The sequence below is a fragment of the Niallia sp. FSL K6-0212 genome, assembly GCF_038007605.1.
Classification (GTDB): domain Bacteria; phylum Bacillota; class Bacilli; order Bacillales; family Cytobacillaceae; genus Niallia; species Niallia circulans.
Genome location: NZ_JBBOXL010000001.1, coordinates 466,043 through 483,397, shown reverse-complemented (window position 1 = coordinate 483,397; position 17,355 = coordinate 466,043). Strand labels below are relative to the sequence as shown.

Below are 17,355 nucleotides of genomic sequence, written 5' to 3'. Positions count from 1 at the left end.
AAAATCACGATCCACTGTTTTGTTTTTTAAATCTTCATTTTTAACCATCTATAACGCCTCCTTTTTTCTTATATATAGACGATTTTAAGCAGATTAAACGGTAAAGTAATAGGAAAAAGTGGGATTATTTGGGTTTTGAGGAAGCGGAGGGATGGTTCTCCCTTTTTTTAATAACTAACATTTGAACTTTCTATTTATAATCCAGTTCGATTTTTCTGGACACTTTCTACGCCTACAATTATGTAATTTATCATATTTCATATTTTTTTGATAATGAGATGAAGATGCAATAACTATGCATATGAATAATTATTTAATCGCTTACATTTTTGCCAGTTAAAGTTGCAAAAACATATACTAAACTTCTTATAAACAGTTAATTATAATCAAATTATGAAAGGGGTTACTTTTCATGAAGGAACGCACAAAACAAGTATTGAAAAGACTTCTAACGGCAAATACGTATTTAACTTTAGAAGATTTAAGTAATGAATACCATATTAGCCAACGAACCTTGCGAAATGAATTAATGCTAATTAATGAGTTTCTCCAAAGCAACAATTATTCACTGGTTACCACAAAAAGAGGGAAGGGAATGCAGCTTACTCTGGCACATAGAGATGCAAAAACCTTATTGGAGCGAATGAATGCGGAAGGAACGAAAGAATATTACCATCCTGACGAGCGTTTCTTAGTATTACTTTTAGATATTGCTGATACTAGTAAAACCACTCTCTTATATGAAATGGAAGGACGTTTACAAGTATCGAAAAGTACAGTGGATGAAGATATGCGTAAGATACGTCAGCATTTAAAAAAGTATGGTATTCAAGTCGTAAGTCTTCCGAAGCAAGGAGTTGTTTTACAAGGGGATGAAAGGTCTATTCGGTCGATGCTTTTTGATGTCATTAATAATCGGACAGATTTCGATTATATAACGCTATCGAGCAGAATGCCGAAGGAAATTAATTTTGAGGCTAGGCTAGTATTAAACTTTTTGGAAAGAGAACGGATAAAGATTATTGCACAATTGTATAACCAGCAATTGAAGCAGTTGAACCCAGATGTTAATCCTTTATATCATAATCAAGTTATCTTATTTTTAGCCATTTGGATTAGACGGATACATGATGGCAATACCATTAGTGATACGGTAAAAGGAAAAAGAGAATTAACGGAAGGGCAAATTAGAGATTTTATCGATCAAATTTGTGAGCGCTTTAAGCTATATCCCTCCCTATCAGAAATGAAATATATTGCCTTTACGATTGAATCTTTTGATTCGAAAGATATGAGTAATTCACTCGATTGGGTTACAGCACAGCTATTGACAATTCAACTAATCATTCATGTGGAGAAAGTAACACTTATCCCTTTCTCTTTGGAAGAAGAAGATTTATATGAGGGATTGTATAAACATATTACAGGCTTACTCAGTAGAGCAAGGAATGACATAAAGGTATTCAATCCATTAAAAGAGACAATTAAGGAATCCTATAGTTGGATCTATCAAGCGGTAGCAGGATTTAGTAACCATATAGAAAGTTATATAAAGAAACCATTATCAGAGGATGAAATAGGCTTTTTGACTATTTATTTTTCTACATCGACAAGTCGGATGAAGCAAGAGGAGCAGTATATTTATCAAGCGGTAGTTGTCTGTAATCACGGTATTTCTACAGGAAGGCTGTTGGCGGCAAATTTAAAGGAGCAATTCAATATAGAGATAGTCACTGTTTTGAGTTCCTATGAACTGTCTTTTATCGACAAGTTAGATGTAGACATTATTTTCTCAACCATTCCGATTGACTATTCTAAGAAACCCTCCCTTTTGCTTAATCCTATATTAAGAGAAAGTGATAAAAAAGAGATTGATGCTTTCTTAGAACAAAATAAAGAAAAAAGAAGATTAGTGTCTAATGAAAGAGATGCAACCAAGATGCTGCAGGACATACTAACCTTAATGGAAGCGTGCGGTGCAAAGATAACAGCGGAGAGCTATCTGAACCTAGTAGATACCTTTAAACAACACCGCTTGAAATTTAATACAAGGGAGATTCAGCCAATGTTACAAGATATCCTCAGGGATAAGAATATTATACTCCATCAAGAATGTGAAGATTGGAAGGAGGTGATTGAGCGAGTCTCTCTCCCTTTAGTAACGGAGCAAGTTATCGAAGCTAGATATATTGAGGCAATGATTCATTCTGTTGAAGAATACGGTCCTTATATTGTGATAGGGAAGCACTTGGCGCTTGCGCATGCTAGACCAGAAGACGGTGTGAATGAATTAGGAATTAGTGTGATGACATTGAAAGAACCAATTATGTTTGGAAATGAAGAAAATGATCCTGTGAAAATTATTTTTTGCTTAGCAGCTGTAGATTCTTACTCTCATCTAAACATAATGAAGAGCTTGGTTGATTTGATAAATGATAAACAAAAGGTAGAAAGATTAATCCATGCAGATAATCTAGCTATTTTTAAGCAAGAGTTGTTTGAAAAGAATTCATGCAATAAAAATTGATTTTGCTAATGCTATCAAACTATTAAAAAGTTAAAGGAGAATGCTAATTGAAAAAGTTAAATATTTTATTTGTCTGTGGTGCTGGGTTAGGAAGCAGCTTTGCGTGTCAGATGGCAGCGGAGGATGTGTTAAATAAACTAAAAGTAAATGCAAAATTAGATCACAGTGACATTTCCTCAAGCGCGGCAGCAAAACCAGACATTATTATTACGGCACAAAACTTCCAGACTCAATTCGAAAAGTTCACTATTGATCCTTCCAAAACTCACATCATCTATTTGAAAAATATTGTTTCAAAACAAGAAATTGAAGAAAAACTAACACCGGTTTTACGAGAAAAAGGTGTGCTATCTTAATAAATAGGTAGAGAGAGGGATAAAAATGAGCGTCATCAACTTTATCATCCAAAATATCTTAACGCAAGCATCTATTACGGTTGCTTTAATTGCGATGCTTGGACTTATTTTACAAAAAAAATCGACTGGACAAATTATATCGGGTTCTTTAAAGACATTGTTAGGATTTATGGTTTTATCAGCTGGCTCCAGTATTATTGTAGGAAGTTTACTGTATTTCGGAGAGATTTTTACAGAAGGTTTTCATATGCAAGGGATTATTCCCTCCATAGAGGCTATTAATGGTCAGGCTATGAATGAATTGGGGTTAGGTCGCGATATTGCACTTACCTTTTTAGCTATATTTGTTTTTAATATTCTGATAGCTCGATTCACTAGATGGAAATATATATTCCTTACAGGTCAAGCGATATTATGGATGGCTACTATGACCACTGTTTTTGGATATTTTGCTGGCTTACGCGGATTAGCATTAATACTGATAGGCGGTTTAATTGGAGGAATCTTTGCGGTCGCTATGCCGGCAATTGCTCAGCCATTTGTACGAAAAATTACGGGTATGGATGAGATTGCATTAGGACATTTTTGTACAATTGGTTATGTTTTTGAAGCTGGGGTAGCAAAAGTATTCGGGGAAAAAGGCGAAAAGAAAAAATCAGTGGAAGATATAAAGCTGCCTTCTCAATTAGAATTTTTGCAAGATACGTATCTTTCCTTAATGACAGTGATGGTTCCTCTATTCATTATTACAGCTATTTTTGCCGGTGAGGAATTTGCTTCTACTTTTTCTGGAAGCACGAATTATATCATGTATGCATTCTTGCAATCCATCCAATTTGTAGTAGGAGTTTATGTACTGTTATCAGGGGTGCGCTTGTTATTAGGGGAGATTGTCCCGGCGTTCAGAGGGATAGCTATGCGTGTCGTTCCAAATGCAAAGCCTGCACTTGATTGTCCAGTTCTTTTTCCTTACAGTCCTAATGCGGTAATTGTTGGTTTTATTACGACTGTCATTGGATCAATCATTGCGATGTTTGTTCTTCCTATCTTTGGTTTAGCGATGATTTTACCAGGGATATTAACCGCCTTCTTTGCAGGGGGGACAGCAGGAATTTTTGGAAATCTAACAGGTGGAAGACGAGGAGCCATTATAGGAGGAATATTCCACGGATTTTTTATCACCTTATTACCGGCACTATTAGTAACCATTTTTAACTCTATGGGATTTGTCAATGCAACAGCAACAGATGTAGATACTGTAACAGTTGCTTTATTATATGCATGGCTGATTGGTCCATTAATGAAGGCCTTCTAAGAGGAATTAACTGGATTTGGAGGGAATGATTATGTGGTTTAAAAGAAAATCAGAGAAAAATAAAAACGAGAATACCATATCGAAAAAGAAGCTTACGGAGGATCAGAAAGAAGAATTATTAGGTTTTATATCGAGAAAATCAATAGAAGTACAGTCGTTGACTATTGAGAATCAGGCAAGGGTCTTTGAAGAGATAGGTTTAGCCTATTACGAGCTTGGTGATGAAGAGAATGCAATAGCTTCACTAGAAAAAAGTCTTCAGCTGAAAAAAACAATTGGAGAAAGCTTTAAAACATTACTAAAGCTATATAACAAAAAAAGAGCAGAAGCAGCGGAAAGTAATGATGTCGATAATTTACAGACTTTTTTGAATAAAATAGATCTGCTGATGCAAATTTCAAAAGATGTTACCCGTGGTGTTAAGTGATACTTATTTAGGGAGGAAAATCACAATATGTATACAACATTAAAAGAAGTTACTCGTAAAGCCGAGGCACTAAATTATACAGTAGGTGCCTTTAATGCACATAATTTAGAGATGCTGCCAGAAATGATACGGGCAGCAAAGGAAATGGGCGCACCTATCATTATCCAAACAAGTATAGATACGGCTAAATATATCGGGCATGAAAACATAGTAGCGGTTTGTAAGTCTATGGCTACTAAGGAGATGGTAGATGTAGTTCTCCATTTGGATCATGCACGTGATTTCAATGACATTAAAGAAGCGATAGATAAAGGGTATACATCTGTTATGTTTGATGGTTCTCACTTGCCCTTTAAAGAAAATATTATGAAGACAAGTGCAGTAGTGGAATATGCTCACCAGCATGGTGTATCTGTAGAAGGAGAGTTAGGAACTATCGGGGGAACTGAAGAAGGAATTCATGTGGAGGAGAGTGACAAGATTTATACAGATCCGCAGGATGCTTTGAAATTTGTAAAAGCAACAGGAGTAGATGCATTGGCAATTGCCATTGGCACCAATCATGGACAATACAAATCAAAAACAGATGTAAATATACCGCTATTGAAAGAAATCAACAGATTAGTAGATGTACCTTTAGTTATTCATGGAGGAACAGGTGTAAAGGAAAACGATATTCACGAATTAATAAATAACGGTATTCGGAAGTTTAATGTAGGTACAGAATTACTGGTGACTTGGACAAAAACAGCAAAAAAATATTTTGATGAAACAAAAGAAAATAAATCCCTGCGACACAATATTATTCCATGTAATGAAGCTGTAAAGGAAATTGTAAAACATAAAATAGAAATTTTCATGAATAAGGAAGGGGCTATAAATAACGTCTTATAATTACCCCAAATATTGCTCCTTATTGCGAGAAGAGAGTACAAGTATTTAAAAAAAGTACTCTTTTTTCTTGTATGAATAGTGGAAGAGGTGATTAGAAATGAATGGGGTCTTAATTTTATTAGCGGGTTATCCAGGAACTGGGAAGACTTTTCTAAGTAATATTATTAAAAAGAAGCTAGGCGGTTTAGTCAGGATTTCACCAGACGATATAAAAGAGGACTATTTCGATAGGTACGGCTTTCGTAATATAAAAGAGAAGCAACAAATTGAAAGAATAGCATGGGAAAAATACTATGAAATAATGGAAAAGCAAATGAAAAGAGGTAACGGCATTATTTCAGATTATCCTTTTAGCAGTAAACAAAAAACTTATCTAGAAAAATTAAGCGGAAATTATAACTATAAAGTTATTACCATTAGGTTAATCGCAGATTTGGATATATTATATGAGCGTCAGCAAAAACGAGACTTAGATCCAACTAGACACTTAAGTCATATAGTTAATTCTTATAAGAAGGGAGATTATTTAACTAATAGAGAAAAAGCAGATAACTTACTAACTTATGAAGAGTTCATAGAAAGATGTAAAACAAGAGGTTATAACACATTCAATTTAGGGAGACTTTTTGAAGTGGATGTGACCGATTATACTAATGTGAATTATACGGATTTAATAGATAATGTTGAAACGTACCTAAGTTTAGAATAGGAGCATATATATCATTAGGGGAAGCGACGAGAACGTTTTACTGTCTCTCTTTTTGAAGAGAACCACGAAAGGGAATTAGAAAAACATCCTCGTGATTCCCCTTTATATTACCAGCTTGCTTTTTTTAGTCCAGGAATTTGGCCTTTGTAGGCTAATTCTCTTAAGCAAATCCGGCATAATTTAAATTTGCGGTATACAGAATGAGGTCTTCCGCATTGTTCGCATCGTGTATATTCTTGTACTTTATATTTAGCAGTACGTTTTTGTTTATTGATAAGTGCTTGTTTAGCCATTATTCAGCCTCCTTTTAAAATAATTATAAACTAATAATTATTTTAAAAAAATAGGAGATTAATGGCAGATAGAGATACGGTTCTTGTGGTCCCCATCATTACAGTTATTCTTAATGGGAAACAGCAGAACCTCTGAGTACTTTCTATGAAACCCGGGTATAAATAATATAAATAGGGAGGTGACGCTGATGGCTGAGAATAAAGGAAAATCTACTTCGAATAAGACACAGATGAATATGGAGAATCCAGAACAATACCCTACAGAAAATGAAAGTTTATTTGATAAGTTTGAGATAGAGCAGACAGTTGATTCCATTCCAATGGAAGATTTAAAAGAAGAACAAAGAGAAGAAAAGGCAAAACATGACACCAAAAATACATCCTCAAGTGAAAAGAAGTATAAAACAGGTATGTAAAGAAACCGGAGGGATGGTTCTATGGAATCCTTATTTAATAGCAAGTCTAAATGGAAACAGAAGAACCTTCCCTCCGATTCCCCACAAAAAAGCACCCGAGATCAACTCTCAGGCACTTTTGGAATTTTATCTTTTGGGAAAGGCAACAGCATATTGTTTTGGCATTTCTGTTTCTTTGCGCAATTGCGCCGCTGCTTCGATAGTCCAATATGGGTTGCGAAGCATTCCTCTTCCTACAGCAACAAGGTCTGCATCCTCGTTCCCAATAACAGAGTTTGCTAGTTCTGCTGAATCCAGTCTTCCAACAGCAATAACGGGCACATTTAGTTCTTGTTTAAATGCACGAGCTAGAGGAACTTGGTAGGCAACATGTGTCCCAGGTCTGCCAGCAGCTGCAATTGGGCCTTCTCCACCTGCACTGACATGGAAAATATCTACTCCAGCTTCTTCGTATTTTTTAGAAAAAGCAACACTGTCTTCAATATCGTATCCGCCTTCTACATACTCTTTACCAGAAACACGCATGATTAGTGGCATGTCAGTCGGCATTTCTGCTTTCACCGCTTTAATGACTTCTACACCAAACTTCGTCAAATCTTGACCATATTCATCTGTACGTTTATTTGTATAGGCAGATTGGAATTGATGAATTAAATATCCATGTGCACCATGAATCTCGATAGTATCAAAACCAGCTTTTATTGCACGGGCAGCTGTTTGGCGGAATTTTTCTACCATTTCTTTTACTTCTTGTGTTGTTAATTCTCTTGGAGTTTTTGATTTATCATCAAATGGAATAGCAGATGCTGATACTGGTTGTGGAGCATCTTCTGCTTTTCTACCAGCATGTGCAATTTGTATACCCACTTTTGCGCCATATTGATGACAAGCATCGACAATACGTTTCAATGGTGCAATTTGCTCATCAGACCATAAACCTAAATCGTTATCTGTAATACGGCCATCTGGTTCTACATCAGTCATTTCAATAATAATTAATCCAGCACCGCCAATCGCACGGCTTACATAATGAACATAATGCCAATCTGTTGCAATTCCATCTTTCTTCTCCACTGAATATTGACACATTGGAGGCATTACCACTCGGTTTTTTAATTCTAATCCTTTATAAGAAAAAGGAGAAAATAGATCCTTCATATTTTTGCCTTCTTTCATCAATAAAATATATGTTTGTCTAAAAACTTACCACCAGCCGCTATTTAATTCAAATATTATGCTTTCACCAATGATTTATTATGTACAAGATGCTGAAAATAAATCCTATCGATTGTTATAAAAAATATTTATTTTAATAGATGAAATCTTACATATTTCATCCATGATAAAAATAAAATAAGAAAAGAGAAATGTAATTGCACAAATTACTATTTAAATATTAAAAATATACAGTAAATTAACAGTATTACCTTTTATCTTATTAATATGTTGTTATATAATGAATACAATATATAGAGAGCGGCTTAAATCTTTCATAGGCGCAACATCACAGAATAAGATAATTGGATACTCAAATTATTTATTGGGGATGGAGATGATAAAGTGAGACTAGGTTCCATTATCTGTTTTTTTAAAAGACGCCATAAATTTAGTTATTACTCCAATAAGTGTGTGCGTTGCGGCAAAAAAAGAGAGATTTAAAAGGATAACAAATAATAAGGTGTTTTTTAAAATACTCTCGGACATGAAGAGTATTTTTTTATTTAAAAAACAATGACTTGCTAAAACTAATAGCATTAGTTAAAATGAAACTAATACCATTAGTTTTTTTAATCAGGAGGTTTGACTATTGAGAATTATCCACCATAATTATTTATATCAATTGACTTTTTTGCCAAGAATTTTTCCAGTGAACTGCTATCTCGTCGAGGAAGGGGAAGAATTAACATTAATTGATACAGCTTTGCCTTTCAGCTATAAAAAAATTCTCTTATTTGCTGAAAAACTGAATAAACCGATTACGAAGATTATTCTTACTCATGCCCATGGAGATCATATTGGCTCATTAGATGCCCTAAAAGAAAGATTACCAGATGCGAAAGTCTATATATCTGTACGAGATGCTCGCATATTAGGCGGGGATCATACTATTGACAAGCAAGAGGAACCCTTTGTTTTAAAAGGGGGTTTACCTAAAAATATCAAGACGAATCCAGATGTGCTAATAAAAGATGGGGATCAAATTGGTTCGCTAATAAGTATTTCTTTACCAGGACATACACCAGGGAGCTTTGGCTTTCTCGATAAACGAGATAATAGTTTGATTACTGGAGATGCTTTTCATACAAGAGGAGGCTTTGCTATAAGTGGTCAATTTCGGACTTTCTTTCCTTTTCCAGCATTGGCAACCTGGAATAAGGAGAAAGCCATTGAGAGTGCGAAGAAAGTGCTGTCTCTAAATATTAGTCTTTTAGCCACTGGGCATGGAGATCTGCTGGAAAATGCTCAGCCTTCTATTGAATCATTACTTAAAAAAGAAAGAGGATAAATATGTCGCCAAGAGCAGGAATAACACATAATGATATTATTGCCATGGCAATCGAAATTGCCAATACGGAAGGATTAAAGGAAGTAACGATAGCTAATCTAGCAAAGCGACTTCAGGTTAAATCTCCATCCCTATATAATCATATCAATGGGCTTCCCGATATCATGAATCTGTTAACATTGCGAGCATTAGAAAGTCTATATCAGTTATTAAAGAACGCAATAATGGAAGGTGGAAAAGCAGAGACTATCCATAATCTAAGCTTCGCCTACTTAACCTATGCGAGAGAGCAGCCAGGGCTCTACATGTTAACTATTGAATCGGCATCGAAGAAAGGAGAGGAAATTCAAACGGCTGCTAATCAAATAATTCAATTATTAATAGAAGTATTAAAGCCATATGATTTAAACGAAGAAGAGACCATTCATGCCATTCGCGGGCTAAGGAGCATTCTTCATGGATTTGCCTCTATTGAAAATCAAAAAGGATTTGGCATGCCGATAGAGCTGGATAAAAGCTTTCATTATCTGGTTTCTACTTTTATTGAAGGGTTGGAAAAACATTCATAAGCGAAGTGGAAAGGGTCACTATTATAGTCGCCCTTTTTTTATGGTAAAAGTAGGCGTATTCACTAATGACTTTTGTTTGGTTTAAAGAAAAGGAACATGTTAAAATAGTTCAGTCGTTTAACTATTTATCTGCCTATTTGTAATGATAAAAACATTCATTTTTGATAAGAAGTTTTAAGAAAATAAGTCTATCCTGTTGCATTTAATAGAAACATAGAGAAAGGAGTTACTATGTTAATTAGGGTAATGATAGCCGATAAAGATAAACGAGTGATCGCTCGTATTCGTTATTATTTAAAGGATCATAAGGATATAGAAATTATTGCTGTGTGTGATAACGGCAATGATTTAGTTTATCAATATCAGAAGTGGAAGCCTGATTTGATAATAACAGAAGTAGATTTACCATCTATGAACGGACTGGAAGTCATGAAGCAATGTTACCAATTAGGGGGAGAAATTCATTTTATTTTTTTAGCAGAAGGTGAGAAGGATGCATTAGAAGCATTGGAATTAGATGCTATTGATTTTTTGGTCAAGCCATTCAGAAGTTTTCGATTATCTAAAGCTATTGAAAAAGCAAAACGAGTGATAGCGAGCAAGAGAGAAAGGTTCTCTTTCAATAATTTACCAGTTAAATATCATAAAGGCATGTATTATATTAAAAAGGAAGAAATATATTTTATTGAGAAAATAGGCAAGAAATGTGTTATATATACGGCCAAAGATATAGTGGAGACTCGGGAAAATATTGGAGAGTTATTACCTCAATTAGATGATACATTTTTTCTGTCGCATCGTTCCTATATTATCAATCTAGAAAAGGTGACAGAGATTAGTCCCTATAAGGAAACGTATATTGCCTATTTTGATGGAGTAAACAGACAAGCGAAAATATCAAAGTTGAAAATTAATGAGGTAAAGGAAAGAGTATCTATGCTTTTATAAGTTAGCTAGTACTTTTATATCTCCTAAATAAAAATAAATATGTCGAAACATGGAATATTATGTAGATACTCTCAAATGGCTAAAGTTCTGTTTAAAAAGTATCTTTTTCATACAGAAATGACTAAAATTATGTCTAAATGGCGTTAAGTTCAATAGACAAATACTGACAGAATCGGTAAATTTACTTGTATGATTAGATAAATTTGAAAAATCAGGACTTTTCGTTTATTTTGGAGGATACCCTAAGTGGATATAATAACAAGATTAAAAAGCAAAAAGTTTTATCATGTATATCAGCCAATTTGGAATATAAAAGAATGGAAGATTATCGGATATGAATCATTGCTGCGTATATCCCAAGAGCCAGACATCTCGTTAGAAGCTTTCTTCGCTGATGCGAGAAAAGAGAATTATTTATCTGAATTAGATACCTTTCTTATTAACAATACGATTGAACACTACCAGATACTTTCATCAAGAAGAAAGAAGCCACTATTTATCAATATATTTCCATCAACCATCATACATGAATCATTTGATTCGCTGATTCTATCTTTACTTGAAAAATTCCCAGCCATGAAAGGGAAGATTATCTTTGAATTAAATGAAACAGTATTAGAGGAAGAGCTATGGGATTCCTCTCTATTTAAGGAGAAGATTACCTTTCTAAAAGACAATCAGTTTCAAATAGCTTTAGATGATTTTGGGAAAGGCATAGCAAATTTTGAGAAAATCTTAGAGATTTCTCCTAGCTATCTTAAACTAGATCGTTATTTTTCCAACAATTTAGCTTTTTCCACTGAAAAACAAAAACTAGTTCATCTATTAATGGATTTTGCAGATGAAAAGATGAAAATTATCTTGGAAGGAATTGAAGAGGAGACAGATTTAGCGATGACTAAAGCATTGAAGGTTCCTTTTGGCCAAGGATTTTTGTTAGGAAAACCAGAGATGCTGGTCTAAAAAGTTTTTTAATGAATTATTAAGTACAAGGAGTAATATAATTGTTTTTTATAGAAAAAGCACGCTGCCGTATCATTGTGTTTAGATCTCAATTACTTACATGTGATCAAACATCTTATGGCAGCTATTTTTATATAAGAGAATCATAAAAAGTCGGATGGAATCATTAGAATGACATTGAAATTAAGAATAAAATAAAGTTATATTTACATAAGGTTATATGAGGCATTTAAATTAAGGGCTATTGGATGAATATCTATTACAGGAAAAATACAGGGTATGCGATACTTTTTTTTGAATCTTCCTGTATAGGTGAATCCGTTAGTTTCATCAGTGAATAGGGAGTTAATGAGATGGATCATCAGGGGGTAGTTGTCTTATATAGAAAGGAGAAAGAATGGAAACGCTAACGATAGCGGTAGCTTGTATCGATTCACCTATTAATTCATCTATCCATAATTTGATTGCTATCCATTCTAGTTTTAAAATAATAGGAGAAGCAAAGACTGGAGAAGAATTATTAGAATTAATTTATCGAGCGAAGCCTAATATTATAATTGTTGATTATGACTTACCATCTATCCATTCCACTATTTTTAATAGTGCCTATAAAGACTATCTCCCCGATTTCCAGCTTATTTTAGTAGGCAAGGATAAAAAACAGGCGATTGAAGCATTTAATTATTCAGCAGTTGGTTATTTGCAGAAGCCTATTATGGAATCACCATTCCTATCCCTTTTATATAAAATAAAAGAATCTTATACTAAGAGTAGAAGACAGATTCATACCGGGAAGGGGAATCGGATTTTAATCAAATTAAGTAATCGATTTGTTTATATCCCAATAGAAGAAATTTTGTTTATAGAAATAATCGCACGAAAAACAATGGTACATACAATCAAGAAATCATATGAAACGACAGAAACCTTTCTCTCCTTCGTAGACCGATTACCGTGGTATTTTTATCGTACCCACCGTTCCTTTCTTGTTAATTTAAAGAAAATTGTTCGCATTGAATTATTCGGCGAATCCTATTTAGCCTATTTCTCTGGAACGGATAAGCGTGCAAACATATCAAAATTAAAAATACGAGAAGTCCATTCCTTGTTGATTCAATAAGAGGGGGGATATTCTTTTTCCATAAAAAAGGGAAGCAGGAACCGTGGTTCTGCTTCCTCATTCTTTAATTAGAAGATAGATAAAATATGGAGCACCTAAACAGGATAGAACGAGCCCAACTGGTATTTCTGAGCCAACCATGAGACTTTTGGCGATGATATCAGATGTTAACAGGAGAAGTGCTCCTATTAGTGCCGCTATCGGCAGGAGTCGTTGGTGTTTTGGACCAACTAGCATTCTTGCTAAATGTGGGGCAAGAAGCCCTAAAAAGGAGATTCCTCCGCCAACTGATACACATGCTCCTGAAAGTCCGACAGCAAGCAGCAAAAGTAATCCTCGCTCTTTTTCGATCGAAACACCAAGACCCTTTGCTAGATTATCACCTAGTTGTAGTAAATTAATGGATTGGAATTTGCTTATTGCAATCGGAACAAGAATAAGAATCCAAGGTAAAAGGGCAAGAACATAACTCCAACTTGCGCTCCAAATACTTCCGGAAAGCCAAATAGTCGCTTGGGTAAAATCCCGGGGATCCATCATCAATTGAAAAATGATGATTAAAGCACCGAACGCAGCGTTAATGCCGATACCGACTAATACTAAGCGAACAGGCGTAACCCCATCCTTCCATGCAATGATGTAGATGAGTGCAGCAGCCATTAGAGCTCCAGCAAGTGCAAAAAATGGCATGATATAAACCGATAATGAACCTGCTTGAAAAGCACTTCCTTGAATAAAGAAGATATAAAGGATAACGCCAAAGCCAGCTCCAGAATTGATGCCTATAATACCTGGGTCGGCTAAACTATTACGCGAAACCCCTTGTAAAATCGCTCCAGCAATTGCCATTCCCATTCCTATTAAAACGGCAATTACAGATCGAGGCAGTCGAAAGTTATATAGAATATTAAAGTTTTGAACGGTGCCTTTACCGGTAAAAGCTTCTATCATTTCCATCGGACTAATTTTTATGGTTCCCATATTTAGACTTAGAACAAAGACTAAAACGATAGCCGTAAGTAAGGCAGTGCTAACAATATATATGTTTTTGTTCGTTAATTTTAAAGAAGACATTACAGACCCCTCCCTTCTCGACGTGCTAAATATAGAAAGAAAGGAACGCCAATTACCGCTGTTATGGCTCCTAATGGTGTTTCAAAAGGAGGATGAATCAAGCGTGCAACGATATCTGACAGCACTAACAAAAGTGCACCAACAACTGCCGAACAAGGAATAATTAATCGATAATCCGATCCTACAATAAAACGAACAATATGGGGAACAACGAGTCCTACAAATCCAATAGTTCCCCCGACTGCCACAGCAGCCCCAGTTAAAAGCAAAACGACAATCGTACCTAATAATTTCACTAGACCAACCTTTTGGCCTAAACCAGCAGCAATATCCTCACCTAAACTTAAAATAGTAATAGATTTACTAATGAAAAAAGCGAGAATTAGTCCTAGTATAGCCACAGGGATAAGTAATTTTACATTAATCCACTGTACTCCAGCTACTCCTCCTGCATACCAAAAGCTAATATCTTTAGCTACATCAAAGCGAAGGGCAATTCCAGTTGAAATGGAACTAAGGAAGGCACTGATAGCAGTACCAGCGAGCGCTAATTTCATTGGTGTTAATCCTCTTTTGGAGAGTGCGCCAATCAAAAAGACTAAAGCTGCCCCTAAACCTGCGCCAATGAATGCAAAGAGCATAATAGTCATATTGGAAACAGCAGACAGAAAAGCAAAGGCAATCGATACGGCAAACATAGCTCCAGAAGTTACCCCCATTATAGAAGGAGAGGCGAGTGCGTTTCTCGTCATCCCTTGCATGATGGCACCAGATACGGCAAGGCTTGCTCCGATAAAGGTAGCAGCAAGTGCTCGTGGGAGGCGTAAACGATAAACAATTTGATGAGCGGTGGACGTACTATCAAAATGAAATAGTCCTTGTATAACTGTTGATAGGTTAATATCGGCTACTCCTAAAATGATGGACATACAAATAGAAAAGAAAAGCATTATAAGACCAATTAAGACAACCAAAGTGGCAGCTTTTGGTCTAAATATAGCAGCTTTATCATTTTCAAAAGAGTTACTTTTACTCATGAGGAACCCACTTTCTAATAAAATAGAGAGAAAAATAGTAAATAATAGTATGTAAATGGTTAAATAATAATCGATATAGGAAACATTTCAATTAATTTTACTATAAAATTAATTGAAAATCGATATTATTATTGAAAGTGATAATCGTTATCATTTATAATCGAAATATAACCTATTAGGAGGATACATAATGAATAACCGAAAGATGAAATCAATATTATTTATTTGTTTACTACTAGTTTTCACTGTTCTTGCGGCATGTGGAAATAATAATAGTAAAGAAAATAACAATAAAGAGAATGGCGCTTCCCAAGATGCAACGGAACGTACATTAACAGATGCACTTGGAAATGAAGTAAAGGTTCCGGCAGAGCCAAAAAGAATTATTGGTTCATACTTAGAAGATGATTTACTATCATTAGGGGTAACTCCAGTTGCTCAATGGTCCATTAAAGAGGGAAAAGGGGTTCAAGCTTATCTGCAAGACTCGTTAAAAGATGTCCCAACCATTGACTCTTCACTGCCTTATGAAGCAGTGTCCAGCTTTGCTCCTGATTTAGTATTAATGTCATCGGGCGCACAAGTAGAGGGGGCAAAATATGATCAATACGCGAAACTTGCTCCTACCTATGTTGTTTCAAAAGAAAATAATAATGACTGGCGCACGAGGCTCCAAACAATTGGAGAAGTAATTGGGAAAAAGGCAGAGGCAGAAAAAGTGTTAGCAGACTATAACAAAAAGGCAGAAGATGCGAAAGGAAAGATTCAGGCATCTATTAAAGATGAATCAGCAGCAGCAATTTGGCTTGTATCGAATCAATTATTTATTGTCGGAGAGAATGTATCAAGCGGAGCAGTCCTATATGGCGATTTAGGCTTGAAGGTTCCAGAAGTAGTAAAAGAAATATCCGCTACTGCAACAGGAAACTGGTCAGCCATTTCATTAGAAAAACTTGCTCAATTGGATGCCGATCATCTATTCCTAATCAATAGTGACGGTAAAGGAGCAGAAGTGCTTAAAGATTCCCTATGGTCCAATATTCCAGCTGTGAAAAAAGGAAACATTTATGAATACGGTCCTGACACAAGCTGGCTATACTCCGGTCCAATCGCCAATACACAAATCATTGACGACGTAGTAGAAAGTCTAGTGAAATAAGCAAAGGAATGGTTCTTCCGAGGACTTTCTCCATAAAAAAGCCAAGTAGAAGTGGAAATACTTTTACTTGGCCTTTTATTTTTATGAAATATGTTTAAAAAACAAATAATTTATCCTCATATGAATCGTCCCTATGATTCCTTTCTTCTATAGTATCTAAATCTTGAAACGAGCATGTCCATTACGATTTGATAGATAAAGGAGTGGGTTTGGATATCTGTTTGATGTGGGAAGAGGATAGAATCTTGAACGAAATCGTAATCATTCACCTTTGGATTGGAGGAGATTACAACGATTTTTGCTTTCGTATTTTTAAAAACATTTTTCTTTGGTGTTCCTGCCCGAAGCTGTTGTTTTTCTAAGAAGTTTCCTGAGTTAGAAAAAATGATAATTAATGTATCTTCTTCCGCTTCTTCGATATACTCCTCTTGTTTCCTATCACTTTGAAAAGTGACAATAAATTTCCCGTTATAAGCTAATTTATATTGCAGATCAAAGGCGGCTGATTCCGAAAATAATAAGCCAAAGGAAGCAACATTTTTGAAATGTAGGATATCTTTAGCCAGTCTGTCAATGGCTTCTAAATCAATTTCTCTTTTATATGCTTCTATATCTTTGATAATGGCATCAAAGTAGCTTTCCGTCCCTAATTTTTCAATAGAAGACAAAATATTGGAGACGTAATTCAAATCATTTTGATAGCGATTCTCTATAAAAGGGGCTGCATCCTTCAAATCAAAGTAGTCATCAAATCCAATAGAACGGGCAAACTTAGAGATCGTAGACTTTGAAACATTGCAAAGCTTGGCCACTTCAGAGATGCTTAAGTGTGAGATTTCATTATAATGATTTAATAGAGTAATGGCGATATGATAGTTAGTTGAATCTAGTCGTTCATTGTTAAGAACAGTAAGCAATCGTACAATTAGCTGCCCCACCTAATAATCCCTCCTGAAATGTAATGGTTTCCAAAAAACGAAATTTTAATGAAAACGTTAACTATGTTGCTATATTTAATGTGTAATTAGAAAACTTCATAAAA

18 protein-coding genes are annotated in these 17,355 nt (G+C 35.0%); 13 read left to right on the top strand and 5 right to left on the bottom strand.

From position 1 onward, the window contains the following. Positions 1-412 precede the first annotated feature (412 nt). The 6 genes from MHH96_RS02165 (at position 413) to MHH96_RS02140 (ending at position 6,228) form a co-directional block, all read left to right on the top strand. Positions 413-2,527: a BglG family transcription antiterminator gene (locus MHH96_RS02165; protein ID WP_047944450.1), complete on the top strand. Its 2,115-nt coding sequence runs from the start codon at positions 413-415 to the stop codon at positions 2,525-2,527. A gap of 47 nt (positions 2,528-2,574) precedes the next feature. Next, positions 2,575-2,883: a PTS sugar transporter subunit IIB gene (locus MHH96_RS02160; protein WP_047944449.1), complete on the top strand. Its 309-nt coding sequence runs from the start codon at positions 2,575-2,577 to the stop codon at positions 2,881-2,883. A gap of 25 nt (positions 2,884-2,908) precedes the next feature. After that, positions 2,909-4,198, top strand: a complete 1,290-nt coding sequence (locus MHH96_RS02155; protein WP_047944448.1) for a PTS sugar transporter subunit IIC — start codon at positions 2,909-2,911, stop codon at positions 4,196-4,198. 31 nt (positions 4,199-4,229) lie between these two features. Beyond that, positions 4,230-4,625, top strand: coding sequence for a hypothetical protein (locus MHH96_RS02150; protein WP_053215795.1), 396 nt, complete (start codon positions 4,230-4,232; stop codon positions 4,623-4,625). 27 nt (positions 4,626-4,652) lie between these two features. Continuing rightward, on the top strand, positions 4,653-5,519 hold the full coding sequence (locus MHH96_RS02145; RefSeq protein ID WP_047944447.1) for a class II fructose-bisphosphate aldolase: 867 nt from the start codon (positions 4,653-4,655) through the stop codon (positions 5,517-5,519). Between the two features lie 97 nt (positions 5,520-5,616). Then, positions 5,617-6,228 carry an AAA family ATPase gene (locus tag MHH96_RS02140; protein ID WP_047944446.1) on the top strand — a complete coding sequence of 204 codons (612 nt, stop codon included), beginning with the start codon at positions 5,617-5,619 and terminating at the stop codon, positions 6,226-6,228. A gap of 107 nt (positions 6,229-6,335) precedes the next feature. Here MHH96_RS02140 and MHH96_RS02135 read toward each other — a convergent pair whose 3' ends face one another. Continuing rightward, positions 6,336-6,521, bottom strand: coding sequence for a type Z 30S ribosomal protein S14 (locus tag MHH96_RS02135; RefSeq protein WP_047944445.1), 186 nt, complete (start codon positions 6,519-6,521; stop codon positions 6,336-6,338). A gap of 188 nt (positions 6,522-6,709) precedes the next feature. On the opposite strand from MHH96_RS02135, the gene MHH96_RS02130 reads away from it, so the two are divergent. Then, the gene (locus MHH96_RS02130; protein ID WP_047944444.1) at positions 6,710-6,937 is read left to right on the top strand and encodes a hypothetical protein; all 228 of its coding nucleotides are present in this window, start codon (positions 6,710-6,712) and stop codon (positions 6,935-6,937) included. 126 nt (positions 6,938-7,063) lie between these two features. On the opposite strand, the gene MHH96_RS02125 is transcribed toward MHH96_RS02130, so the two are convergent. Then, positions 7,064-8,095: an NADH:flavin oxidoreductase/NADH oxidase gene (locus tag MHH96_RS02125; protein ID WP_047944443.1), complete on the bottom strand. Its 1,032-nt coding sequence runs from the start codon at positions 8,093-8,095 to the stop codon at positions 7,064-7,066. Between the two features lie 649 nt (positions 8,096-8,744). Here MHH96_RS02125 and MHH96_RS02120 point away from each other — a divergent pair. The 5 genes from MHH96_RS02120 to MHH96_RS02100 all read left to right on the top strand — a co-directional run bounded on the left by MHH96_RS02120 (position 8,745) and on the right by MHH96_RS02100 (position 13,043). After that, the gene (locus tag MHH96_RS02120; protein ID WP_047944442.1) at positions 8,745-9,443 is read left to right on the top strand and encodes an MBL fold metallo-hydrolase; all 699 of its coding nucleotides are present in this window, start codon (positions 8,745-8,747) and stop codon (positions 9,441-9,443) included. A 2-nt stretch (positions 9,444-9,445) separates the two neighbouring features. After that, positions 9,446-10,012, top strand: a complete 567-nt coding sequence (locus tag MHH96_RS02115) for a TetR/AcrR family transcriptional regulator (RefSeq protein WP_047944441.1) — start codon at positions 9,446-9,448, stop codon at positions 10,010-10,012. A gap of 231 nt (positions 10,013-10,243) precedes the next feature. Beyond that, a complete protein-coding gene (locus tag MHH96_RS02110; protein WP_144544577.1) occupies positions 10,244-10,960 on the top strand; it encodes a response regulator in 717 nt (238 codons plus the stop codon). A gap of 246 nt (positions 10,961-11,206) precedes the next feature. Next, positions 11,207-11,923: an EAL domain-containing protein gene (locus MHH96_RS02105; protein WP_095259527.1), complete on the top strand. Its 717-nt coding sequence runs from the start codon at positions 11,207-11,209 to the stop codon at positions 11,921-11,923. Positions 11,924-12,320: 397 nt separating this feature from the next. Continuing rightward, on the top strand, positions 12,321-13,043 hold the full coding sequence (locus tag MHH96_RS02100; RefSeq protein WP_047944438.1) for a LytR/AlgR family response regulator transcription factor: 723 nt from the start codon (positions 12,321-12,323) through the stop codon (positions 13,041-13,043). Positions 13,044-13,100: 57 nt separating this feature from the next. Here the strand turns inward: MHH96_RS02100 and MHH96_RS02095 are convergent, their stop codons facing one another. Together MHH96_RS02095 and MHH96_RS02090 are read right to left on the bottom strand one after the other, a co-directional pair. Then, complete coding sequence (locus tag MHH96_RS02095; RefSeq protein ID WP_095259526.1) at positions 13,101-14,117, bottom strand: FecCD family ABC transporter permease; 1,017 nt, start codon at positions 14,115-14,117, stop codon at positions 13,101-13,103. Then, entirely contained in the window at positions 14,117-15,154 is a 1,038-nt protein-coding gene (locus MHH96_RS02090; protein ID WP_047944436.1) for a FecCD family ABC transporter permease, read from the bottom strand. The genes MHH96_RS02095 and MHH96_RS02090 overlap by 1 nt, the downstream gene beginning before the upstream one ends. A gap of 190 nt (positions 15,155-15,344) precedes the next feature. Between MHH96_RS02090 and MHH96_RS02085 the strand changes: the two genes are divergently transcribed. Next, positions 15,345-16,313, top strand: coding sequence for an iron-hydroxamate ABC transporter substrate-binding protein (locus MHH96_RS02085; RefSeq protein ID WP_047944435.1), 969 nt, complete (start codon positions 15,345-15,347; stop codon positions 16,311-16,313). Between the two features lie 131 nt (positions 16,314-16,444). Here MHH96_RS02085 and MHH96_RS02080 read toward each other — a convergent pair whose 3' ends face one another. Then, positions 16,445-17,251 carry a MurR/RpiR family transcriptional regulator gene (locus tag MHH96_RS02080; RefSeq protein WP_047944434.1) on the bottom strand — a complete coding sequence of 269 codons (807 nt, stop codon included), beginning with the start codon at positions 17,249-17,251 and terminating at the stop codon, positions 16,445-16,447. Positions 17,252-17,355 lie beyond the last annotated feature (104 nt).